The organism is Desulfovibrio sp. MES5, from assembly GCF_002237645.1.
GTDB lineage: Bacteria > Desulfobacterota > Desulfovibrionia > Desulfovibrionales > Desulfovibrionaceae > Desulfovibrio.
In genome coordinates this window covers 84,156-107,219 of sequence record NZ_MJUZ01000032.1, presented here as the reverse complement: position 1 = coordinate 107,219, position 23,064 = coordinate 84,156, and the positions used below count along the sequence as shown (strand labels likewise).

The following is a 23,064-nucleotide window of genomic DNA, read 5'->3' as shown; positions in this document are numbered from 1 at the left end:
GGACCCCAGCCTCAGGCTTTGCGCATGGGCCATTGACCGCGCAAATGACGTAACAGAGCTTCGGCCCGGGAGCCGTGCGCATGTATCGTCAGTGATCGACCTTCTTCGCATGCCTTTAAAGTGATGTCCAGATATTCTTCAGGTCTGTCCTGTTCCGGCAGTAATTCAGACCACTCAATTATATTTAAAACCTTGGGATTATCCAGTGCTTCAAAAAGCTCTTCTGGCAAAGATCCGGCACAATGGTAAAGATCGCAATGCAGCACTGGCGGTACTGTTGCATAGTGATTGCACAGGGTAAAAGAAGGGCTTGCCACTTCCGCTTCTGATCCTCCCGGTAAAGAAAGCGCCATGAAGCGTGTCAGCGTTGTTTTTCCGCTGCCAAGATCTCCATGCAACAGCAGCGTTCGTATTTTTGCGTCGGCAGTTACGGCCTTCACAAGCATTTCGGCAAAACGGGCTGTATCCTCAAGGCTGTATAGTATTATCGAGGCCATGCAAAAGTATCTTCCTGGTCTTGCTGGATGGTGTGAAGCACATGAGGCAGGGCATCCGCAGTCGCTGTTGAAGTGTTTCCCCGCAGGGGCCAGTGCTCTGCCAGGCTGCGTCCGGCCAGGGCGTGCAGGGCTACGCCCATGCCTGCTCCAAGTAAAGATGGATGACAGTCCCAGGGCAGGGCAGCGCTGTGTTCACACAGAACATCCGCTCGTGAAGCCAGCAATCCGCCAATGCAGCCCGCCAGTACATCGCCCGATCCACCTACAGCCAACTGGGGGACGTCATAGGGGCAAATCAGTGTGGGGCCAGATGACTGGCGCACCATGCTGCCTGCCCCCTTGAGCACAGTAACTCCGCAACTTGCAACGCACAGCTTATCCAGGGCAGCCCATCGATCGCTCTGAACAATGTGGGCCGATTCGCCAAGGAGCATGCCCGCCTCGCCGGGGTGCGGCGTAAGGACATCTTCTTTGCGGATTTTACCCAAAAGCCTGGGTTCATACGAGAGCAAGGCCAAGGCGTCGGCATCAAAAACCGTTGGGGGTCGCTGTGTTTCCAGCAGGGCATGCAGAAATTTTGCGCCGTCTTTTCCTCGGCCCATCCCCGGACCGATCACCACGGCAGTGCAATTTTCCATCAATGAGCAAAGCCTCGCTGAAATATCAGACGGCCAAAGTGCCCCTGTGTTCTCCAGGGCCAGAGTCATGATTTCAGGCCATCCGCACTTGATGTCGGCAACGGCATCAGCGGGAGCGGCCACTGTCACCAGCCCCACGCCAGTACGCAGAGCCGCGCGAGCGGCAAGGTGGGCTGCGCCGCCATAGCCAGGCGCGCCACCCAGAATCAGGATATGGCCGAAAGTGTTTTTAAAGCTGTTCTCAGGCAAGCCGGACGGGGAAGCAAGGGGCGCAAGGCAGCGCCCGTCAAGCAGATAGCTGGAACAGTGCGCGCCTTCGCGCACCCTCGCTGGTATGCCGATATCGCGCACATGTACAGAACCTGTCCATTGTCTGCTCCAGGGTTGGGCCAGTCCAGGTTTACCGGCCGCAAAGCAGACCGTGCATGTTGCCCGTATTGCAACCGGCATGGGCTTGCCAGTGCAGGCGTCCAACCCTGAAGGGATATCCAGCGACATTACCAAACGTCCGGGCGCGAGTTCGTTTATGGCTTCAACAAGGGATAAGGCATCCGCACGCAGTGGACCGCGAAAACCGGTGCCAAGCAGGCCGTCCACAATCATATACGGCAGTTCATGCTGCGGCAGGTTCCAGCGGTTTTGCCTGTACCGCAGTTGATAAAAGGGCACGCCAGCGGCCCTGGCCACCTTCAGGTGTCGCGCGCTGGCCCCTTTGTGCTGGCCTTGCGCTTTTGTATGCAGCACAAGAGGTTTCGCGCCAGCATCAAGAAGGTAGCGCGCCAGGCAGACCGCATCGCCCCCGTTATTGCCGTTTCCCATAAATAGCCAGACAATCTTGCCAGCAAGATCCGGACAATAACGGCGCAGAATGACAAAAGCCTCACGCGCGGCGTTTTCCATCAAGAGCATTTCAGGAAGTCCAAGAGCCTCTGCGCCCTTATCCCAGGCACGAATTTCCTGCGGAAAGGGCAGGGGAGGCAAAAGAAAGCGGGGCGAGGAAGAATAATTCATCAGCTCTCCAGAACCACCACGGCCACAGCCGAAGAGCGGTCATGGCTGATAGATACGTGGCAGCGGGTAACGCCCAAGTCCTGGGCCCGTTGCAATGCCTTGCCGTGCAGCAGCAAATGCGGTTTGCCGCCTGAACCGGGAACAGTCTCCACCTGATCAGGCCCGATGCCCTGGCTGAATCCCGTGCCCAGAGCCTTGACGGCTGCTTCCTTGGCGGCAAACCGTCCGGCCACATAATTGAGGGGATGCCCGGGCATGCCAGCCAGTTCTTTTGGCCCCAGAATCTTTTCGGCAAAACGCAGACCAAAGCGGCCAAGACTTTTTTCTATACGGGCAAGATCAACGATGTCGATGCCCATGCCTACTATCATTTTATCCCCGTTGGTGCGCAAAGGTTTGTGTGCCGGGACTTTTGCCTCTGGAGAGCTGGTTGCCCAATGAAAAAAAATATCGTATATCCTGCCATCGACGAACTATTTTGACCCGTTCCCGGTTGTAACGTCAAGGGTGCGGCCTGTGTTGAATACAGGGAGAATAATACATGAAATTGTGCATTATCGGCACCGGCTATGTGGGCCTGGTGAGTGCCGCCTGCTTCGCTGAAATGGGCAATACAGTGACCTGCGTTGATGTTAACCCCGCTGTTGTGGACAAGCTGAACGCTGGCTCTGTGCATATCTTTGAACCCGGCCTTGAACCCATGGTACGCCACAGCCGTGCCGATGGGCGGTTGACCTTCACCACCTCGCTTGCAGAAGGCATTGCGGAGGCCGAGTGCGCGTTTATTTGCGTCGGCACGCCGCCCCAGCCCGATGGTTCCTGCGATCTGAGCTATGTGCGCCAGGTGGCCAGCGAGATCGGCCAGCATATGCAGAAAGACATGGTCGTTGTGGACAAATCCACAGTGCCGGTGGGCACGGCAGACGAAGTGCGCGGTCTTATTGAAAAAGAGCTGGCCGGGCGCGGCGTGGATCTGCATGTCGACGTGGTTTCAAACCCCGAGTTTTTGAAAGAGGGCGACGCCATTTCTGACTTCATGAAGCCTGACCGCGTGGTCATTGGCACGGATTCGGAAAAAGCCGCCGCGCTTATGCGCGAACTTTATTCGCCTTTTGCCCGCACCCGCGACAAAATCATTGTCATGGGCGTGCGCAGCGCCGAAATGACCAAGTATGCCGCCAACTGCATGCTGGCCACAAAAATTTCATTTATCAATGAAATTGCCACCATTTGCGAGCGCGTTGGGGCGGACGTGCGTGATGTGCGCACCGGGATAGGATCAGATTCCCGTATTGGCTACCAGTTCATCTATCCCGGCGTAGGGTATGGCGGTTCCTGCTTTCCCAAGGATGTGAAGGCGCTTATCCGTACTGCTGAAAATGCGGGTGTACGGCCGGAACTGCTCAATGCGGTGGAAGCCGTGAACGCCCGACAGAAAAAATACATGGCCAGCCGTGTTGAAGAATATTTTGCGCCCCAGGGCGGCGTGGCAGGCAAGACCCTGGCCATGTGGGGTCTGGCCTTCAAGGCAAACACCGATGATATGCGTGAAGCAGCCGCCATTACCATTATCAACGAACTGACATCCCGCGGGATGAAAATCAGGGCGTTTGACCCCGTTGCCGCCGACAATGCACGAGCGATTTTTGCCGATAACAAGCTGGTGGAAATTGTGGACGACCAGTATGCGGCCTGCCAGGGCGCGCAGGCGCTGATGGTCGTGACTGAATGGAACCAGTTCCGCAATCCGGATTTTGCAAAGGTTCGCAACCTTCTGACCGCGCCGCTGCTTTTTGACGGACGCAACCTGTATTCTCCGGTTTCGATGGCTGCCCACGGTTTTGCCTATTTCTGCATCGGAAGGGCAAACGCCTAGCTGGCAAAGATTTGTCATATGAAAGCTGTGTAGCTAGCAAAAGGGCTGATCGTGCTGTTCAGCCCTTTTTCAGTTTTTTGGCAGATGTTTTCTGACGCCCTGGGGAGAGCCGTTTCGTCCTCCCTTTGGCCAATTGCATGACCCGCATTGGTGGAGTATATTTGGCACATGAGCAAGACCACTCCTTCCCCCCAAGAAAGCGTCAAACAAACGCTGCATCCTTCTGATTCTGCGGGCGACCACCATGAGCAGCAACTCAAACTGCTTTTTGATCTCGCCCAGGTGGTCAACACCACGACGGATCTTGTGCAGGCGCTGAGTAAGGCGCTTTCGCTTATGGCGGGCCATCTGCATATGATGCGCGGCGCCATTACGCTCATATCTCCGCATACTGGTGAAATACGCACAGAAGCGGCCTATGGCCTCAAGCCCGCCGAGCTGCGCCGCGGTCGTTACGTGCGGGGCGAGGGCATCACGGGCCGGGTTATTGAAAGTGGCCGCCCCATGTATATTTCCAATGTGTCGGAAGAGCCGCTTTTTCTTAACCGCACCCGTTCTCGGGACTTGGGTAAAGAAGGGATATCTTTCATCTGCGTTCCCATCCGGCTCAACGATCAGGTGGTGGGCGCGCTGTCTGTTGACCATTTGCTGGTGGATGAGGCAACGCTTGAAGATGAAATGCGCCTTTTGACTATTGTCTCCACCTTGCTGGGACATTCCGCCCTGGAAACCCAGGGGAGAATGGATGAGGAAACCTCCTCACCTTTACGGCCAAGGGGCTTTGTAGGCAATTCTGAAGGGATGCAAAAGGTTTATGCGCAAATTGCCCAGGTTGCGCCATCAGCTACAACGGTTTTTTTGCAAGGCGAGTCTGGTACGGGCAAGGAGTTGGCGGCTCGGGCCATACACGTTGGCAGCGCGCGCACAAGCAAACCCTTTATTTCGCTCAACTGCGCGGCCTTGCCTGAAAGCCTTATTGAAAGCGAGCTCTTCGGGCACGAGCGTGGCGCGTTCACAGGGGCCAACGCAACACGCAAGGGACGCTTTGAACTGGCCAACGGCGGCACGCTATTTTTGGACGAGGTCGGCGAGCTTTCGCTCATGACTCAGGCCAAACTTTTGCGGGTGCTGCAGGAAAGAGCTTTCGAACGCCTGGGCGGCATGGAAACGCATTATGTTGATGTGCGCTTTATTACCGCAACCAACCGAAATCTTGAGCACATGGTCAATCAGGAAACTTTTCGGCGTGACCTTTTTTACCGCCTCAATGTTTTTCCCATATATCTTCCGCCACTGCGTGGCCGTCCAGAGGATATCCTGCCCCTTGCCAACCATTTCATCAAAAAGTTCGCGCAGATCAATGGGCGCGAAAATGTACGCCTTTCCCTGGCCGTTATGGATATGCTGCAACGCTACGCCTGGCCGGGCAATATCCGGGAGCTGGAAAACGTAATGGAGCGTGCCGTGCTCCTTCTTGGCCGTGAAGGCCTTGTGTTGCCCCAGCACTTGCCGCCCGCCCTGCATGGCGTCCACTGTACCACTGTAAACGGGGAAAATGTGTGTACCCTGCGCCCTGGATTTTCCGGCACTTTGCAGGATCAGCTTGACGAACTGGAGCGCGCCTCCATTGTGGAGGCCCTTGAGTTCAGCCAGGGCCAGATGGGAAAGGCAGCCGCCAGCCTTGGGCTGACTGAAAGGATAATGGCCTTGCGTATGAAAAAATATGGCATCAGCTACAAGGATTTTCGGCTCAAGCGAGAGCGGATGTAATAAACTTGTGGCGAATCCTTTGCTGGCCTTGTAGTTTTACATTTTTTTCTTGTAAAATCGGCTAATAAGGGAGTTTAATCGGGCTTTTTACCTTATTGTGAGAAATCCGCGCTAAGAACAGCCAAAGAGAAAATCTACATTATTGTATTTTTATTGCGCCGCCGTGCAAACGTACTTGATAGGCCTGAGACAGCTTGCTGTTTCAGGCTTTTTACTTTTTTCGGTCTGGACGAACCCGTTTTTATATTAAAATCTACGAAAAAGTATAATTTTTCAAAATTTCTATATCTAATTAATATTATTAAGTTTTACGGAATTTACTCTTTTTGAGCTTGGTGACTCCAGATCGTAGATAAAAATTTTCTACGCATTTGTAAAAAAATGGCAGATTGAGAGAGGGCGTTTGCGGTAAAAAACAGCAGGGTCTGTGAAAATATTATTTAATATTAGATAGTTATTTATTGGCATGATGAGTGTTTTGGCCTTTGGCATGGATAATGCCTAAGTGGGTATGTACTGGCAACGGCATTGTGTCGTTGTGGCGGATCTGGCGCCGATCCGCCGAAGAGGTTCAGTCAACACGGTACTTCTCTGCTGCATCAACTGAAAATTTCATGCGATGAAGCTGGGTTGGCCGTAAAGATCAAGGATGCCCGTATGAACGCCTCGGATACCGCATTTATCATTATCTGCGCCACAATGGTCATGCTGATGACCCCGGCTCTGGCCCTTTTTTACGGTGGTTTGGTTCGCGCACGCAACGTACTTTCCACGCATATGCACAGCTACGCCTGTTTGGGACTGATCTCTGTCCTGTGGGCCTTTGTAGGGTATACCCTGGCTTTTGGCGACGACGTGGGCGGACTGATCGGCAACCTCAATTATCTCTTTTTGAAGGGAGTCGGCGGTGAATCCGCCCCCATGGCCCCTCAACTGCCGCACACTGTTTTTATGGGGTTTCAGTGCATGTTCGCGGTACTTACTGTGGCCCTGATTTCAGGCGCATACGCTGAACGCATCCGTTTTTCCGCCATGCTCCTTTTTTCCGGTCTTTGGCTCATATGCGTTTACTCCCCCATGGCTCACTGGGTGTGGGGCGGCGGCTGGATGGGCTCTATGGGCGCCCTTGATTTCGCGGGCGGAGCGGTTGTTCACATGTCTTCCGGCGCTGCGGCCCTGGCCTGCGCCCAGGCTCTTGGCCCCCGGCTGTCCACTGGAACGCAGCACAGCCCGCACAGTCTGCCCTTGACCCTGCTTGGCGGCGGCATCCTCTGGTTCGGTTGGTTCGGTTTCAATGCGGGCAGCGCCCTGGCCGCCGGCGCCCTTGCCGGACAGGCTCTGGTGACGACACATATGGCCTCTGCCTGCGGTATTCTCGGCTGGATGCTCATCGAATGGAAGCACACTGGCAAGCCCACAAGCCTTGGCGCAATTTCGGGCGCGCTGGCTGGGCTGGTGGCTATCACACCTGGCGCGGGCTATGTTGAAGTTCTGCCTGCCATGCTTATCGGGTTCATTGGTGGTCTTGTGTGCTACGGCGGCGTGTTCTTGAAGGGCAAGCTTGGCTATGACGATGCTCTTGACGTGGTCGGCATTCACGGCGTTGGAGGCACATGGGGCGCGCTTGCAACCGGCCTTTTCGCCAGCGCCGCCATCAACAATGTGGACGGACTCTTCTACGGCAATCCTGGTCAGGCCTGGATCCAGGTGGTCTCCATCATCGGCACCTGGGTATTTGTCTACACAGCCACTCGCGTGATCCTTTATGTCGTGAACGCTATCGTCGGCCTGCGCATCGCGCCTGAAGAAGAATTTACGGGCCTTGATCTCGGCGAACATAACGAACGCGGCTACAATATATAAGGCTTGCCGAAAAAAGGAACAACAGCATGAAAAAGCTCGAAATTATCATCCGGCCCGGCATGTTTGAAAAAGTCAGGGATATGCTCTCGGAACTGGGTATTCATGGCCTCAACTACACTGAAATCAAGGGTTTTGGACGCCAGCGCGGGCATACAGAAGTGTACAGGGGAACTATCATGCAAGTGGACTGCTTACCTAAAGTAAAGGTTGAAGTTGTACTGCATGAGGACATGCTGGAGTCTGTGATCAATGCAGTAATGTCCACGGCCAGAACCGGCCAGGTTGGCGACGGCAAGATTTTCATCAGTGATGTGGAGGATGTTGTTCGCATCCGCACAGGCGAACGTGGCGATGCGGCTCTGTAAGAGTTGCCCCCCGAATGACACCAACTTTTGTTTAAAGGATAAAGGAGAAGACGTATGAGTTCCCCCCGTAAAAAGGCTTTGTTCAAGGCGATAAATACCGCTCCTGTTATGCCCTCCAGCAAGGATGAATGTGGGTGCGGCGCTGAAGAAGGTTTTGGCCGCTATGTGTTCGGCCTCTCCACCATGCGGAAGCGCCTGCCCAAGGACGTATACCGCAAGCTGGCCAAGACCATTCGTGACGGTGAACGCCTGAACCCCGAGATCGCCGATGTCGTGGCCAATGCCATGAAAGACTGGGCCATTGAAAATGGTGCAACCCACTACACCCACTGGTTCCATCCCATGACCGGTCTTACGGCTGAAAAGCACGACGCTTTTTTGTCGCCCACGTCCGATGGTCAGGTTATCAGCGAGTTTTCAGGCAAGATGCTTATCAGCGGCGAGCCTGACGCGTCCTCCTTCCCGTCCGGTGGCATTCGTTCGACCTTTGAGGCCCGTGGCTACACCGCGTGGGATCCTTCTGTTCCCGTGTTCATCATTCCCGCTCCGTACGGGGCCACATTGCACATCCCCACATACTTCTATTCGTATTCCGGCGAAGCCCTGGACCGCAAGATTCCTCTGTTGCGCTCCCTCTCGGCTCTGTCCAGGCAGGCGTTGCGCATTCTGCGCCTGTTCGGCAACCAGTCGGCCAGCTACGTGCGGGCCATGGTGGGCCCGGAACAAGAGTATTTTCTGGTGGATAAAAACCTTGCGGCCCTGCGTCCCGACCTTTTGCTGGCAGGCCGTACCCTGTTGGGCGCGCCTTCTCCCAAGGGCCAGGAAATGGAAGACCATTACTTTGGCGCTATTCCCGGTCGTGTCATGAGCTTCATGCAGGACGTCGAAAAAGAGCTGCTGGCTTTGGGCATTCCTGCCAAAACCAGGCACAATGAAGTGGCCCCCGGCCAGTTCGAGCTGGCGCCCGTGTATGAAGAGGCAAACATCGCCTGCGACCATAACATGTTAACCATGAATATGATGCGTCACCTTGCGGGCAGGCATGGCTTTATATGCCTGTTGCATGAAAAACCCTTTGCGGGCGTGAACGGCAGCGGCAAGCACAACAACTGGTCCATGGGAGACTCCGATGGCCAGAACCTGCTCAACCCCGGCACGACGCCTCAGGACAATGCGCAGTTCCTGGTTTATCTGGCCGCCGTCCTGCGTGCGGTGCACAAGCACAGCACGGCGCTGCGTCTCGGAACTGTGGGTGCGGGCAACGACCATCGCCTTGGGGCCAACGAAGCGCCTCCGGCTATCCTGTCCGTGTATCTGGGCGAGCAGCTCACTGATGTGCTTGAGGGCATAATCAATGGACGCGGTTCCAAAAACAAGAAAAGCGGCTTTATGGAGGTCGGCGTGTCGACCCTGCCGCCCCTGCCCGTGGACCTTGCCGACCGCAACCGCACGAGCCCCTTTGCCTTTACCGGCAACAAGTTTGAATTCCGCGCGGTTGGCTCATCACAGTCCGTCGCGCCCGTGAACATTGTGCTTAATGCCGCTGTGGCCTGCGCTCTGGACGATATTGCCACCGAGCTTGAGGCTTCCGTCTCTGCTGGCACGGATTTGAACTCCGCTCTGCAGGAACTGCTGCCCCGCCTCTTTAAAGAGCATATGCCTGTGGTGTTCAACGGCAACGGCTATGCCGAATCCTGGGCTGAGGAAGCTGCCCGCCGCGGCCTTCCCAACCACAACAATACAGTAACTGCTCTGGAGCACTACAGTGATCCGGACGTCATGAACGTTTTCCTGCGTCATGGCATCCTCACTGAACGCGAAATTATTTCACGCCAGGAAATACTGCTTGAAAACTACTGCAAAACCATCTGCATCGAGGGCAACCTCATGCTTGATATGCTGCGCACCTCTGTACTGCCCCAGTGCGTAGTGGCTCAGGCCAGCGCCGCTGACGTGGTGCTTAAGACCCGTGCCGTACTTGGTGAAAAGGGTGCAGCTGCTGAAGAGACATACTTCAACACCCTGCGGGGTCACGTTGTGGCTCTGCAACAGGGTGTTGTGGAATTGGAAGCGGCCATTGCCAAAACCCACAAAACTCATGGCGCACTTGAAGAAGCCAAGGCCGCGCGTGACTGCATCCTTACGGCCATGCACAAGTGCCGCGAGCATGCCGATGCCCTTGAAGGCATCGTGGACGACACCTTGTGGGTGCTGCCCAAGTACGCGGAATTGCTGTGGGTACACTAGACATCAGTGCCGATGAATAGTGAGCGTCCCATACCGTTCAACCGCACGGAGGACAGTGACGCGTAGTGCATTTCCTGAAAGTTGATGACAGGAGTCTCATCCCGGGGGGGAAGGTGGTCTCCCTGTCATCGGCCCTTGCGGCAAGCCGCAAGGAGCCACGGGCCTCGCCGTTCGCCGCAACGGACGGCGAAGGCCGGTGGCCACAAGGTGGAGAGTCTGGCGGCTCTCCACCTTTTTCATGTGGCGACGTAAGCCCCATATTTACTTTTATTTTGAATCAGAATAATTTGTTTATTCATTATATAGTCAATAATGTTTTCTTGGAGCGTTGTACGCTTTTGATTTGACAGGAAAGGAGAAATATATGGCTGCCGCATTGCGCTTTACGAAGATGCAGGGCATCGGCAATGATTATGTCTATGTCAATGGCTTTGAAGAGCGCGTTGACAGTCCTGGCGAACTTGCCCGGAAGATTAGCAACCGCAATTTTGGCGTCGGTTCGGACGGACTTGTGCTTATTTTACCCTCGGCTTCAGCCGATGTGCGTATGCGCATGTTCAACGCTGACGGTTCTGAGGCGGAAATGTGCGGAAATGCGGTGCGGTGCGTAGGTAAATACGTGTACGACCACGGCATTCAGGTGAAAGATGTGATCAGGGTCGAGACAGGCGCAGGAGTGAAGGTTGTGCGCCTGTTGTTCGAGGCTGGCGAAGTTTGCGGCGCGACCGTTGATATGGGCGAACCCGAACTGACCCCCGCAAAGATTCCCGTGCTTACAGCGGCCTCATCAGACGGCGGGCAGCAGCGTTTTGTGGCCCACCCCGTGGATGTGAGCGGCCAGTTGTACGAAATCACCGCCGTTTCAATGGGCAACCCGCATGCCGTTATATTCATGAAGGGCATTGATGAGCTGGATTTGCCCCGTATGGGGCCGGATTTTGAGAACCACCCCCTATTCCCCAAGCGCACCAACACGGAATTTGTCGAGGTTATCTCTTCCACCCGGGTGCGCATGCGCGTATGGGAGCGCGGCGCTGGTGAAACGCTGGCCTGCGGTACAGGCGCGTGCGCCGTTGCCGTGGCCTGCGTGCTCAATGGCTATACCGGGCGTGACGTCGAGGTGGAACTCAAGGGCGGAACACTGCAAATCCACTGGGATGAAGGCAGTAACCACGTATACATGACCGGCGGGGCGGTGACCGTCTTTGCCGGCGAATATTATATCTGATCACAGGGGCCATAAATGACTACCGTAAATAGCAATTTTCTCAAGCTGCAAAGCAACTACCTTTTTGCCGATATTGCCCGCAAGGTGGCTGCCTTTAAGGAGGCAAACCCCGACAAGCGCGTCATCAGCCTGGGTATTGGCGATGTTACGCGTCCCCTTGTGCCTGCCGTTATCAACGCGTTGCACAAGGCTGTGGATGAAATGGGCGATGCCGCGCATTTTCATGGCTACGGGCCTGAGCAGGGCTACGCCTTTTTGCGCGACATTATTGTTGAGTATGATTACAAAGCCCGTGGCGTGAACCTGAGCGCTGATGAGGTTTTTGTCAGTGACGGTGCCAAGCCTGATGTGGGCAATTTTCAGGAGCTTTTTGCCCAGGACAGTCTTGTTGCTGTTACCGATCCGGTGTACCCCGTCTATGTTGACTCCAATGTGATGGCTGGCCGCTCCGGGGAAATGGAAGGCAAACAGTGGAGCAACATCGTCTATCTGCCGTGCGTGAAAGAAAACGACTTTGTGCCTGATTTTCCCAAGGTGCGGCCAGATCTGATCTACCTTTGCTATCCCAATAATCCTACCGGAACAGTGCTGTCACGGGCGGCCTTGCAGGGATGGGTTGACTATGCCCGGCGCGAAGGCTGCGTCATTATGTATGATTCAGCCTATGAAGCTTTTATCACTGACGCGGATGTGCCTCACAGCATCTATGAGCTTGAAGGCGCGCAGGAAGTGGCCGTTGAGTTTCGCAGTTTTTCAAAAACAGCAGGATTTACAGGTCTGCGCTGCGCCTATACCGTAGTGCCAAAGGCTTTGCAGATCAGCGACGGCAAGGGCGGCAAGGTCAGCCTTAACGCGCTGTGGAACCGCCGCCAGTGCACCAAGTATAACGGCTGCCCCTATATTGTTCAGCGCGCGGCCGAGGCTGTGTACAGCGAACAGGGGCGCAAGGAAATCATGGGGGTGATTGCAGGGTATCAGCGTAATGCCGACATGCTGCGCACTGCCGTGAGCGAAATGGGCCTTTCTGTATACGGCGGTGTGAACGCCCCCTATATATGGGTGCGCGTGCCCAGTGATACGGATTCCTGGGGATTCTTTGACAGATTATTGCAGGTTGCCCTCATCTGCACGCCCGGCGCAGGCTTTGGCGCTTCCGGCGAAGGGTACGTGCGCCTGACCGCCTTTGGTTCACCTGAAGATACGGAAGAGGCAATCAAACGACTGCGTGGCTTGTGCTGATACGGGAATGCTTGCCATAAGGTTGACCTGATTTATTAAACCAGAAACCACCTGCACGTTGCGGGTGGTTTCTGGTTTTCTGCGCCCTCAAGGCAATGATCATGACTGCAACAATAATTTTACTTAGCCTGTATAGTGTTTTGTTTCGCCTTTTAATCCAGGATAGGCACTATTTTTTACGCTATCCGGCATTTACCAGCGCGTTGCGCTTTTGTCATGTGTTTTTTGTGATAGTTTTTATGGGCGATATTCTTTCTCCCAACAGTGTGTCAGAGGCACAGGAAAAGAATATTCCTGTCAGAACAAAGAGAAGGCCAATCCAATGAACAAAGTCTATGTGTTCGTGCAAAACAAGCCAGGAAAAAAATACACTGCTTAAGGGCACAAATCCGGTAAATGATCCTGCCACCCCCGCAGGCACTTCAGCTACTCCCTTGAACCAGAACACATAGGAAAGAAAAGAAACAAAGAAGCCGTAGTATGCCAGGCATACTACGGCTGGCGTGTTCATGCGCGCAAAATCATAGCCGACCGCGTCATACAGCGCCAAGGGCAAAAGGCAGGCGAATGCGTACAGTGAAACCAGGGTTGTGCGAACCAGTGCGGATATAGGCTGGCACAGGGATTTGCTCATCACTGAAAACAGGGATTCACACAAAATCGCCGCCAGAACAAGACAGTTCCCGAGCAGTGTGGCCCCGGCCTCAGCAGAATTTTCAAGAAATGGCATGATATTCATGGCAGTGATGCCTATGGAAACACAAGCCGCGCCAGCAAGCCGGGAACCGGGCAACTTTTCGCGTAACAGCAGTACCGCCAAAAAAGCTATAAGCACAGGGGCCGTGCTGCCAATCAGACCCGCCGCCGTGGCCGACGTGTGCTTCAATCCCCAAAACATGAAAACGCGGTAAAGCACAACGCCGCAAAGCCCTTGGGCAAAGAGGATTATGTGTGTTTTGCGGTCTGAGGGCCACGTAGTTTTATGCCGACGCAGTGCTGGAAAAAGCAGAAATGGAAGGCTGAAGGCAATGCCCAGTTCTGCGCCCAAAAAAATGGGGATGTCCGAAACGATTATCTTGCCGGCCACAACCGCGCTGCCCGCAATGGCCATTGCCATAGCAAGGTAGCAGTAGGCTTTCATCTGTCTGTTCATATTCACCTGACATCGTCGGTTGATTGCCATTCTGGTTGATAATGGGCGATTTTTACCACTGCGGCGAGGCTTCTTGCTCTCGACCTGATCTGCATATATTTATGAAAAATGGTATTTAACAGAGCCACTTTTTAATGAATATTACCAGACCACTTTTTCAGGAGAACATATGTGGTTCACGCCGGACAAAAAAAGCGGGGTGCCCGTATCACGCCAGCTATACGAAAAAATTAAATATTTTATTCTTTCTGGGGAGTTGCGAGAAAGGGAAAAGCTGCCGTCCAGCCGGGCGCTTGGCAAAGACCTGAACCTTGCACGGAGCACTGTTTTGGAGGCCTATGATCAGTTGATTGCAGAAGGCTATCTGGAGACCCGCCAGGGATCAGGCACAACGGTTGCGCAGGGCATTATCGCCATGTCGCACACACCTGCCGTTACAGCTCCAGCCCGGCTTCATCATGACGAGGGGCACACGAGCAAAGGGCAAAACAGCGAAATTATCAGTTTTCGTTCAGGCATCCCGGATCTGGAGGCATTTCCCAAAAAGGAATGGGCAAAAATTTACGCTCATGTCAGCGAATCATTGCCTTCATCTTCTTTTCGGTATTGCGAAGCGGAAGGCGTATGGGGCTTGCGTGAGGCCATAGCGGCATATCTTTTCAGGATGCGGGGAATCAGGGTATCCCCGCACCGTGTAATGATAACCTCAGGTTCAACTCAGGGATTGAGCCTTGTTGCCCGGTTGCTGCGCAAAAAGGGCGATGTCGTTTTTGTGGAAGACCCCGCGCATACAGGAATGGCGGCGGTTGTGACTCGCGCTGGGTTGCGCATGCAGGGTATTGGCGTGGACGAGCAGGGCATGGACGTGTCGGCCTTACAGAAATTTTTTGCAGCGCCCAGGCCAGACGTGGCTTTTGTATATACGACGCCATCCCATCAGTACCCCCTGGGCGCTATCTTGCCCATTCAACGGCGTCAGGCTCTTGTGCGTTTTGCCCGCGAAATGTCCTGCGCCGTGGTTGAAGACGATTACGACAGTGAGTTTCGCTATGAGGGCGCACCCACAAGTGCGCTATATGAACTTGACCCTGAAATGGTGATCTACCTGGGTTCTTTCAGCAAAATTCTTGCCCCCGCCTTACGTCTCGGGTTTGCCCTCATACCAGAGAGCATGATGGACGACTGGAGAAGAGAAAAAAGGTATATGGATGTGCATACCGATGCTCTTTCGCAGCATGCCCTTGCGGAATTCATCCGTAAGGGCGGCCTTGAGCGGCATATCTGGAAAATGAAGAAGATCTACGCTCGTAAAAGAAGTCACCTGCTGCAGTGCCTGACGAAAAATTTTGGCGGGGCGGCAACAGTTAGAGGGCAGGCGACTGGTCTTCATCTTGTGGCGAGCTTTTCAGGCATTGTGTTTACTGAGGAGGTGACGGAAACGCTTTATGGCAAGGGTGTGAAGGTGTATCCGGTGGAGCGCTATTCCCTGAGAGGTGACGGCAGCCATGCCCACGAGATAATTCTGGGCTATTCACACCTGACGCATGAAGAAATTTCACGAGGCATTGAAGTTATCAAGAAAACGCTATGCCTTTAAGGCTGTTGGCCCTCATCAGCGTGTCAGCAACACTTTGCAGAGACTCAAACAGGTAGATTTTGAGATGCTGTGATGCCTGGAAGACGCAGCCATTGCTCCCCCGCAAAGCATTTCAAAGCGGTATTGCTCTGCTACAGGGTTCATGCAAAAAGCCGGAAGCCCTTGTGGGGCCTCCGGCTTTTAATAATCCGTGCGCTGGGGTTTGTTATACGCCCTGGGCCACCATGGCGTCTGCCACCTTACAGAAACCAGCGATGTTCGCGCCAACAACGAGGTTGCCGGGCACGCCGAATTCTGCTGCCGTATCAGCGGCGCTCATGTAGATATTATTCATGATCTGGCGGAGCTTGTTGTCCACAGCGTCAAAGGACCAGCTTTGCATACTGGCATTCTGGGCCATTTCAAGCTGGCTGGTGGCAACGCCGCCCGCATTGGCCGCCTTGGCGGGGCCGTAACAAATGCCCGCGTCAAGGAAGGCGTGCATGGCATCCAGAGTGGAAGGCATGTTTGCGCCTTCAGCCACACACTGGCAGCCATTGGCAAGCAGCGTCTTGGCGTCTTCAAGGTTCAGTTCGTTCTGCGTCGCGCAGGGGAAGGCAGCAAAGCAGGGTACTGACCATACGGCATTACGCCCTTCAGGATAGCTGCTCACCGGGGTGTACACGGCGGAGGGGACGATTTCCGCGTAGCGGCTCAAGGACGCGCGCTCAACTTCTTTGACCTGCTTGAGCACGTCTACCTTGATGCCTTCAGGGTCATGAATCATCCCGCGTGAGTCGGACACGGTGACAGGCTTGGCGCCGACCTGATACAGCTTTTCGCAGCAATAGATGGCCACGTTGCCAGCGCCGGAAACCACGCATGTTCTGTCTTCAAGGCTTTTTCCCCTGGCGTCGAGCATGCTCTGCGCAAAGTAAACCGCCCCGTAGCCCGTAGCTTCGGTACGCACCAATGATCCGCCAAAAAGCAGGTTTTTGCCCGTAAGCACACCTTCGTAGCTGTGCGTAAGGCGCTTGTATTGGCCGTAAAGATAGCTCACTTCGCGACCGCCCACGCCAATGTCGCCAGCGGGCACGTCAACGGTAGCGCCAATATGATGGTACAGCTCACTCATGAAAGCCTGGCAGAAACGCATGACTTCCATTTCAGATTTGCCCTTGGGGTCAAAATCCGCGCCGCCTTTAGCGCCGCCAATGGCAAGGCCAGTGAGGGAGTTTTTGAAAATCTGCTCAAATCCCAAAAATTTCAGAATTCCCTGGTTCACGCTGGGGTGAAAACGCAGGCCGCCCTTGTAGGGGCCAATGGCAGAGTTGTATTGGATGCGGAAGCCTTTATTAACCTGTACCTGACCGTTGTCATCGACCCACTGCACACGAAAAGAAACGGTGCGTTCCGGCTCAACTAGGCGCTCAAGGATTTTATTGCGCTCATATTGAGGATTTTTGTCCAATACGGGCTGCAAACTGTGCAGCACTTCTTGTACAGCTTGAAGAAATACGGGCTCGTAGGCATATCTGTCCTGAAGATTGCTTATTACGCGCTGCACGTAGGACATCATCGTTCTCCTTGTGGGGGATGGGTCAGGATTACGCTATAAAAAACCACTCTGATTTTTTGGCGGGAAAAATAGTTACTCCAACTTAACTACGTCTGACAAGGCTTTTGGGCATCCAAAATTCACGTAACCAGAAAAAACACGTCAGCGGCGTAACGATTTTTAAGGACAAACCCGCAACATAAAATCGAAACGCCGCTGAAATGATTCACACGCGAAGCATCAGCCAATTGCCTGGCGAGGAGCCTCCAGGGCCGAGTGTAAAATTTCATCCAGAGTTGGATGCGCAAACATGAAGGAGTGCAGGCGTTCTTCACAATACTGGCCGAGCAGCAACAGCTGGGCCACCGTCACAAGATGGGAAACGCCGTGCCCCAATGCGGCGATTCCCGCAATAGAGCCGTTACTCCATATGATTTTAACAAATCCGCAGGCATCTCCGCCTGCCTGGGCGATGGCATTGGACATCAGCTGGGCGCGGGAAACCGTAACTTCGCCGCCTTCCGTCAGAGCCTGGCGTTCATTCATGCCGACCCGCATGATCTCAAGGCTGCCGTAAACGCATGAGGGCACAGGGCCGGATGCATAGGGATCGGGGTCTTTTTCAAGAATGTGCCGTGCTACGTAGCCTCCCTGATGTTCAGCTGCATGGGCCAGCAGGGTTTGTCCGTTAACATCGCCGATGGCGTATACGGCGGGAGCGGCCATCAGATATTCGTTAACACTCACAAAACCGCGTGGATTTAATGTGCATCCGGCTTTTTCAGCGCAAAGACTGTCTGTATTGGGCGTCCGGCCCACAGCCACAAGGGCTTTTTCAGCCCGCAGCTCGCTTCCATCTTCAAGGGTAAGCACCGCCTGACCGTCGCGGGTGAGCAGCGATGCGGCCTTGACTCCGCAGATGCAGGTAATGCCCGTTTTAGCGAGAAGTTTTTGCATCTCGGCAGCAATATCATTGTCTTCTGTGGGGGCAATGTGTGGGGCTGCTTCCACTATGGTTACCTTGCTGCCCATGGCGTTGAAAAAATCGGCCATTTCCAGGCCAATGGCTCCTGCGCCAACGACAATAAGGCTTTCGGGCACCGTGGGGATGGCAAGCATGTCCGTACTGTCCAGCACGGATTCATGATCGGGGGTAAGCCCAGAAAAAGCCGCCGAGCGCGAACCCGTGGCCAGAATGATATGACGGGCCTCAAGGGTGGTGCTGACAGCGCCCTCTGCGTCAAGAATTTCCACAAGGTGCGAGCCAGCGCAGCGGCCACGGCCATTGAATAAAACGACTCCGGCCTGCTCAAGCCCCTTGGCCAGCGTTTGGGCGGAGCCTCGGGTAAAACGCTGAATACGCTTTTGCAATGCGTCATAATCTATATCAATGGAGCCTTTGGCCACACGTTGGCGTTCAAGACCACGCAGCAGACCTTTGGGGGCGGTGGCGCCCAGCAGCATCTTTGTGGGTATGCAGCCGCAGTTCAGGCACACGCCGCCCCAGTGGGCGCTTTCAACAACGGCGACGCTTGCGCCGCCATCGGCCAGAACGCGGGCAGCTTTTACCCCGCCAGGTCCGCCGCCAATAATGACTACATCAAACTTGCTCATGTTTTTTCTCCGCCATGCTTTCTGTTGTCCAGGCTTACAGTCAATTTGACCCGCAACCATGTGCAGCCGTAAAAATCTATACCATCGGCAGGGTAAAGGTCCAATGCAAAGATGTCGCCGTATGAGCCAAAAAGGGGAAACAAGCGCCGAGTTTCAACGGCGGATGCTGTTTTTGCATCTGGACGCAACAACCTGTACAATATAGTTTACGAAAAAGAGCCGACACTTTCTCGCAACCCCACCGTAACCCCCCTACATGAAAAATAACCGTCGACTGCGTATTTCCCTGATAACGACCCTGTCTGTGGCAGTGGTGTTTTTGCTGGCGGCATTTGCCTGGCGGCACTTCACTCCTGTGGCTGCCAATGCAGAGCCACGTGCGGGCACAGTGATTGTTGCCGGTGGACTTGTTGGCGACGATTATGCTCCAGATCGCCCCATAACAACAACTTATGACAGGGTTGACCAGCTAGAGCCCTCACCACAGTACGCCCCCGACAGGCGGGTTACGCCGCGTCCCTCTAGCCAACGGACTGTTCAGACAAAAAAAGAAAACCCTACGCCGCCGATTGAGGAAGATGCATCATCGGATGACGCGGTTGCTGCCGCGCAGGATGAAAGCAATACTTCTCTCGCAGATGCGAATAAAGATGCTCCTTCGGATGCTGCATCAGACGTTAAGGACGAGGAGTCCACACCCGCCCCGGATGCGTCAAAGCCGACTGCAGAACCTGCAAGCGTAAAACCCGGCACGTCCGGCGCCAAGGTGCAGCTTTTTGGTACCGTGGAGTTTAAAAGGCCCCTGTCTTCCTTGCCAAACTGGCTTAACCTGCTTAAACGCAACGCAAAAGACCCCATTTTCATTCCTGGCAAATATTTTAAAAAAAATGTCACCTGGGACAGTTTTAAGGAAAAAGCGCAGGGGAAAAGCCCCATGGAGCTTCTGCGCTATGTCAACACATTCTGGAATACCTGGCCCTACAAGGAAGACATCGTAAACTGGGGCGTTGAGGATTATTGGGCCATACCGGCAGAATTTCTAAAAAAATCCGGCGATTGTGAAGACTACGCTATAGTCAAGTATTTTACGCTTAAAGAGCTGGGCATCCCCTACGAAAACATGCGCATCGTGGTCGTTCGCGATACCGTGCGAAACCTGGCGCACGCCGTTCTGGCTGTGTACATGGACGGTGACGCCTATATACTTGACAATCTCAGTAATGCCGTTTTGTCTCACAGCCGGATCAGGCAATATAGTCCACAGTATTCGGTGAACGAAGTGGGCCGCTGGGCGCACCTTAAAGGTCGCAAAGTAAGGTAGGTAACAATATGATGACGCAGGAAATGGACGCCCAAAGTGTGGCCAGCAAGTACCGCCTGAAAAAAGCCGTAATTGTGGCGGTCAGTCTGGCGCTTTTTGTAGTGGCCGCCGCCGTGGCGTATGTGTTTTGCACGCTTCAGATCAGAAATGTCACGCAAGAAATCCTGAATAATCAGCGTGATATGGAACAGGTTTGGATGGACAAGTCTCTTGAAGCCATCCATTCATGGCACAATGGTCTCGCAGAACAGTCGCGTTTTATCAGCTCGGCTGAAATGTTTCGACTTTTTGCTGTCGATGTTTCAAACCTTGGGCATGACGGCGCCATACGACTGTCGGCTCCCGATGCGGAATCAAGCAGTGAAGAGGCCCTGCGCTCGCTGGCCGAGCAACTCCCCTATATGCAGGACCTTTTGCGCGATTTTGTCCGCAGCAGACAATGGACAGCAGCCCGTATTGTCATGCCCAATGGTCAGCCCCTGATTGTGCAGGATCATGATGCTCCCTTAACGGAAATGCAGACGGAACTGGTGCGCGAGGCGGTGGCCGACAAAGCGCTGTCTTTCGGTCCGGTGCGCGTTCTTGGGCAGAATCTTGTCATCGACATGGCCGATCCGCTCTACGAAGTCCTGGGGCAGGGCAGCACCAAGCCTGTTGCGGCACTGCTGGCCACAATTCCCGTGGACAGGGCACTGGCGTCCTTTCTGTCGCTGAGTCAGGAGCAGCATCGGGAAATCCGGCCTTGCATTGTGCAGAGCGAAGGCAGCACCGCACAGGTCATCAGCCTGCGTGGCGGCAAGGCAGAACTGCTCCCGACAGAGGTACAGCTGGATAAAAGCAACTTCACGTTCAAGCGCAGGCCGGGTATTGGGGAGCAGGGCGACGTGTATTCCCTGGGCAGCTATATCAGCGGGCTTGACTGGTGGGTCGTACTGGAAGTTCCCGCCAGTGAAGTTGACGCGGTACTGAAGAATCAGGCCCATCAGATTTATGGCCTCGGCATTCTTGGCAGTCTGGGAACAGCCCTGCTGGTTGCCTTTGTGTGGGCCAGCATAGCGGGGCGTAACTATCGCACAACTGCCAATCATTTTATGCGCCTCTACCTCCTTATACGTCAGCAAAAGCTTATGCTCGACAGCGTAAATGCCTCACTTCAGGCGGGATTGCTGCTGGTCAACAGCCAAGGGCAGGTACAGATGTGCAACCCTGCATTTAACACCATCGTCGGAAAGACTGAAGAAGATCTCGCTGGCTGCGGTGTTGCTGACTTGCTGCCGTCTGCAGCCTCCGCAACCTTGCTTGAAGGCATGAACACGGTGGCGGCGAAAAAGACTGAAGGCAGTATAGAGGTGTCGCTTGATCAGCCGCAGGGAACCCGTTTGTACCGGGTGACGCTTTTTCCCTTTGAAGACCGGTTGCAGATGGAATCACCTGTTTCAGGCGGATGTGTGGGCATTTTTCAGGATATCACGGAGTTCCGGCGTAGGGCAGAGGCTGCCCGTGAGCGTCAGGCCAGCAGTACTGCCGCATTGGTACGCGCCATTGAAAGCGTGGATGTGAACCTTATAGGGCATTCGCAGAAAATGGAGCAGGTTGTGGACCTTCTGTTCTCAATCATGGATCTTTCCAATGAAAATAAAGAAACACTGCGCCTCGCGGCCCGGCTTTCTCAGGTAGGCAAGATCTTTGTGCCGCATCAACTGCTGACCAAGACGGGCAAGCTTACTCCTGAAGAGCAGAGTGAAGTCATGCGGGCGCCAGAATACGCCTACAGGGTGCTGCAGGATTTGCAGTTTGGTCTGCCAGTGCCCGATGCCGTTTACCAGATGGGAGAGCGGCTTGACGGCACCGGCCAGCCGCGTAAGTTGCGCGGTGACGACATCACGCCCAACGCGCGCATTCTGGCGGTAGTCAACGCTTTTTGCGCCATGGTCAGCCCGCGTTCCTACCGGGCCGGCATGGATCCGCAGGAGGCTATCGCGTTGCTCAAGCGCGATCCGGGCTTTGATCAGGACGTTGTGGCAAAGCTGGCGGCTCTGTCGAATGACAGCTTGAAAAAAGCCATTTCCGCCGGAGCTGACGCATCTTCAAATCCTGTTCACAACGTGGTGTAGCGCGGGCAAAGCAAGTCTCATACAATGAAGTAAAGATGCGCCGGAAGCCTTTATGGAGGCTCCCGGCGCATCTTTTTTTGCAGATTCTACGTCAGCTATATCAATTATCACATCAAATTATCGTGACGAACGGTTCCTCAACACAAGCGTAACATTTGAAATAGTGTTTTGCTAGATCAAGATTTTCTGTCAGTGCCTCCAGACCTGAAAAAGAATACATAACCGTAATCGCCTTCTTTGTATCGCCAGTAATCATTGCTCGTGTCGAATCGCTAGTGGGACTGCCAAAAGGGCCTGCGTCGTCGGCTAATACAGGCATATTTTCCAGGGTCATGTCTGATTTGCCAATACCGGCATAGCTTTCACCCTGTCGTCCCAGACGTAAGACAATTTTTTGCCCTATGTGTGCGGCATCGTATGACCCCAGAGAAAAGCCAGTTTCAAGCGACACCAGGTTGTTGGCATCAACCAAAGAATTAATCTGATATAGGGCTTTTCCCTGGCGCACGCGTCGGTACAGGGCTTCGGATGAAATCCTGTGCCTACCCGGATCGACTCCAAAGGATTTATAGGCGGCGCGTGCCATGGCGATGTTGGGCATATCCGGCAAGGCTGTGCCAGCAAGTTTTTGCTCCAGCAAAGGGGCAAAGGTGTTTTCGTAGAGATCCCAAAGATCTTGGTTCTTGGGGTAGACGTCAACCGAGTAGCAAAGGCAGCCCATATGCGTCGCAGGCCAGGCGCTCTTGAAGTTTTCGTCAATAGTGATAGTTGGCATTTGCATGGGATCCTCTTGCTTCCTGAAGGCATTACCACCCTGGTGATTTTTTGAATGCTGAAAAAGTCGGGCATCATCCTTGTTTTATGCCGCTTCAGCAAGAAGACATTTCCGAGCAAAGCGCGAGAGCAGTGTCATCGGCGTTCCTGCGCATATCAGTGAGATTTCCCTGATGCCCGCTGTCTCCTGTGGTCACACAAAAATATGGTGTCACCAAGC

The 23,064-nt window shown here is 54.2% G+C and carries 17 protein-coding genes; 10 read left to right on the top strand and 7 right to left on the bottom strand.

The features are described from left to right. Positions 1 to 11: 11 nt before the first annotated feature. From tsaE to BCS36_RS09490, 3 genes are read right to left on the bottom strand one after another with little or no spacing between them, the layout of a single operon-like run. A complete protein-coding gene (gene tsaE, locus BCS36_RS09500; RefSeq protein WP_291302653.1) occupies positions 12 to 497 on the bottom strand; it encodes a tRNA (adenosine(37)-N6)-threonylcarbamoyltransferase complex ATPase subunit type 1 TsaE in 486 nt (161 codons plus the stop codon). Next, the gene (locus tag BCS36_RS09495; protein WP_291302652.1) at positions 485 to 2,146 is read right to left on the bottom strand and encodes an NAD(P)H-hydrate dehydratase; all 1,662 of its coding nucleotides are present in this window, start codon (positions 2,144 to 2,146) and stop codon (positions 485 to 487) included. Before BCS36_RS09495 ends, tsaE begins: the two co-directional genes overlap by 13 nt. Next, positions 2,146 to 2,517, bottom strand: a complete 372-nt coding sequence (locus tag BCS36_RS09490) for a holo-[acyl-carrier-protein] synthase (protein ID WP_291302651.1) — start codon at positions 2,515 to 2,517, stop codon at positions 2,146 to 2,148. The genes BCS36_RS09495 and BCS36_RS09490 overlap by 1 nt, the downstream gene beginning before the upstream one ends. Before the next feature lie 170 nt (positions 2,518 to 2,687). Here BCS36_RS09490 and BCS36_RS09485 point away from each other — a divergent pair, with 170 nt between their 5' ends. From BCS36_RS09485 to BCS36_RS09455, 7 genes are all read left to right on the top strand, one after another. Next, entirely contained in the window at positions 2,688 to 4,022 is a 1,335-nt protein-coding gene (locus BCS36_RS09485; RefSeq protein ID WP_291302650.1) for a UDP-glucose/GDP-mannose dehydrogenase family protein, read from the top strand. Positions 4,023 to 4,190: 168 nt separating this feature from the next. Next, positions 4,191 to 5,792 (top strand): sigma 54-interacting transcriptional regulator, encoded by a 1,602-nt coding sequence (locus BCS36_RS09480; protein WP_291302649.1) that lies wholly within the window; start codon positions 4,191 to 4,193, stop codon positions 5,790 to 5,792. Between the two features lie 657 nt (positions 5,793 to 6,449). Beyond that, a complete protein-coding gene (locus BCS36_RS09475; RefSeq protein WP_291302648.1) occupies positions 6,450 to 7,655 on the top strand; it encodes an ammonium transporter in 1,206 nt (401 codons plus the stop codon). Positions 7,656 to 7,681: 26 nt separating this feature from the next. After that, entirely contained in the window at positions 7,682 to 8,020 is a 339-nt protein-coding gene (locus tag BCS36_RS09470; RefSeq protein ID WP_291302647.1) for a P-II family nitrogen regulator, read from the top strand. Between the two features lie 54 nt (positions 8,021 to 8,074). Continuing rightward, positions 8,075 to 10,267, top strand: coding sequence for a glutamine synthetase III (locus BCS36_RS09465; RefSeq protein WP_291302646.1), 2,193 nt, complete (start codon positions 8,075 to 8,077; stop codon positions 10,265 to 10,267). Positions 10,268 to 10,631: 364 nt separating this feature from the next. Beyond that, a complete protein-coding gene (gene dapF, locus BCS36_RS09460; RefSeq protein ID WP_291302645.1) occupies positions 10,632 to 11,495 on the top strand; it encodes a diaminopimelate epimerase in 864 nt (287 codons plus the stop codon). Positions 11,496 to 11,510: 15 nt separating this feature from the next. Continuing rightward, positions 11,511 to 12,734: an LL-diaminopimelate aminotransferase gene (locus BCS36_RS09455; protein ID WP_291302644.1), complete on the top strand. Its 1,224-nt coding sequence runs from the start codon at positions 11,511 to 11,513 to the stop codon at positions 12,732 to 12,734. 214 nt (positions 12,735 to 12,948) lie between these two features. On the opposite strand, the gene BCS36_RS09450 is transcribed toward BCS36_RS09455, so the two are convergent. Beyond that, a complete protein-coding gene (locus BCS36_RS09450) occupies positions 12,949 to 13,887 on the bottom strand; it encodes a DMT family transporter (protein WP_291302643.1) in 939 nt (312 codons plus the stop codon). A gap of 169 nt (positions 13,888 to 14,056) precedes the next feature. On the opposite strand from BCS36_RS09450, the gene BCS36_RS09445 reads away from it, so the two are divergent. After that, a complete protein-coding gene (locus tag BCS36_RS09445) occupies positions 14,057 to 15,484 on the top strand; it encodes a PLP-dependent aminotransferase family protein (protein WP_291302642.1) in 1,428 nt (475 codons plus the stop codon). A 205-nt stretch (positions 15,485 to 15,689) separates the two neighbouring features. On the opposite strand, the gene gdhA is transcribed toward BCS36_RS09445, so the two are convergent. Beyond that, complete coding sequence (gdhA, locus tag BCS36_RS09440; protein ID WP_291302710.1) at positions 15,690 to 17,039, bottom strand: NADP-specific glutamate dehydrogenase; 1,350 nt, start codon at positions 17,037 to 17,039, stop codon at positions 15,690 to 15,692. A gap of 222 nt (positions 17,040 to 17,261) precedes the next feature. Continuing rightward, entirely contained in the window at positions 17,262 to 18,635 is a 1,374-nt protein-coding gene (locus BCS36_RS09435; RefSeq protein ID WP_291302641.1) for an NAD(P)/FAD-dependent oxidoreductase, read from the bottom strand. A gap of 256 nt (positions 18,636 to 18,891) precedes the next feature. Here BCS36_RS09435 and BCS36_RS09430 point away from each other — a divergent pair, with 256 nt between their 5' ends. Together BCS36_RS09430 and BCS36_RS09425 are read left to right on the top strand one after the other, a co-directional pair. After that, a complete protein-coding gene (locus tag BCS36_RS09430) occupies positions 18,892 to 19,956 on the top strand; it encodes a transglutaminase-like cysteine peptidase (protein WP_291302640.1) in 1,065 nt (354 codons plus the stop codon). A gap of 8 nt (positions 19,957 to 19,964) precedes the next feature. Beyond that, on the top strand, positions 19,965 to 22,070 hold the full coding sequence (locus BCS36_RS09425; protein WP_291302639.1) for an HD domain-containing phosphohydrolase: 2,106 nt from the start codon (positions 19,965 to 19,967) through the stop codon (positions 22,068 to 22,070). A 112-nt stretch (positions 22,071 to 22,182) separates the two neighbouring features. Here BCS36_RS09425 and BCS36_RS09420 read toward each other — a convergent pair whose 3' ends face one another. Further along, positions 22,183 to 22,851 carry a B3/4 domain-containing protein gene (locus BCS36_RS09420; RefSeq protein WP_291302638.1) on the bottom strand — a complete coding sequence of 223 codons (669 nt, stop codon included), beginning with the start codon at positions 22,849 to 22,851 and terminating at the stop codon, positions 22,183 to 22,185. Positions 22,852 to 23,064: the final 213 nt, after the last annotated feature.

Excerpts from the sequence above, each read along its gene's own strand:
- tsaE (WP_291302653.1), bottom strand. The coding sequence starts at position 497 with ATGGCCTCGATAATACTATACAGCCTTGAGGATACAGCCCGTTTTGCC.
- BCS36_RS09495 (WP_291302652.1), bottom strand. The coding sequence starts at position 2,146 with ATGAATTATTCTTCCTCGCCCCGCTTTCTTTTGCCTCCCCTGCCCTTT.
- BCS36_RS09490 (WP_291302651.1), bottom strand. The coding sequence starts at position 2,517 with ATGATAGTAGGCATGGGCATCGACATCGTTGATCTTGCCCGTATAGAA.
- BCS36_RS09485 (WP_291302650.1), top strand. The coding sequence starts at position 2,688 with ATGAAATTGTGCATTATCGGCACCGGCTATGTGGGCCTGGTGAGTGCC.
- BCS36_RS09480 (WP_291302649.1), top strand. The coding sequence starts at position 4,191 with ATGAGCAAGACCACTCCTTCCCCCCAAGAAAGCGTCAAACAAACGCTG.
- BCS36_RS09475 (WP_291302648.1), top strand. The coding sequence starts at position 6,450 with ATGAACGCCTCGGATACCGCATTTATCATTATCTGCGCCACAATGGTC.
- BCS36_RS09470 (WP_291302647.1), top strand. The coding sequence starts at position 7,682 with ATGAAAAAGCTCGAAATTATCATCCGGCCCGGCATGTTTGAAAAAGTC.
- BCS36_RS09465 (WP_291302646.1), top strand. The coding sequence starts at position 8,075 with ATGAGTTCCCCCCGTAAAAAGGCTTTGTTCAAGGCGATAAATACCGCT.
- dapF (WP_291302645.1), top strand. The coding sequence starts at position 10,632 with ATGGCTGCCGCATTGCGCTTTACGAAGATGCAGGGCATCGGCAATGAT.
- BCS36_RS09455 (WP_291302644.1), top strand. The coding sequence starts at position 11,511 with ATGACTACCGTAAATAGCAATTTTCTCAAGCTGCAAAGCAACTACCTT.
- BCS36_RS09450 (WP_291302643.1), bottom strand. The coding sequence starts at position 13,887 with ATGAACAGACAGATGAAAGCCTACTGCTACCTTGCTATGGCAATGGCC.
- BCS36_RS09445 (WP_291302642.1), top strand. The coding sequence starts at position 14,057 with ATGTGGTTCACGCCGGACAAAAAAAGCGGGGTGCCCGTATCACGCCAG.
- gdhA (WP_291302710.1), bottom strand. The coding sequence starts at position 17,039 with ATGTCCTACGTGCAGCGCGTAATAAGCAATCTTCAGGACAGATATGCC.
- BCS36_RS09435 (WP_291302641.1), bottom strand. The coding sequence starts at position 18,635 with ATGAGCAAGTTTGATGTAGTCATTATTGGCGGCGGACCTGGCGGGGTA.
- BCS36_RS09430 (WP_291302640.1), top strand. The coding sequence starts at position 18,892 with ATGAAAAATAACCGTCGACTGCGTATTTCCCTGATAACGACCCTGTCT.
- BCS36_RS09425 (WP_291302639.1), top strand. The coding sequence starts at position 19,965 with ATGATGACGCAGGAAATGGACGCCCAAAGTGTGGCCAGCAAGTACCGC.
- BCS36_RS09420 (WP_291302638.1), bottom strand. The coding sequence starts at position 22,851 with ATGCAAATGCCAACTATCACTATTGACGAAAACTTCAAGAGCGCCTGG.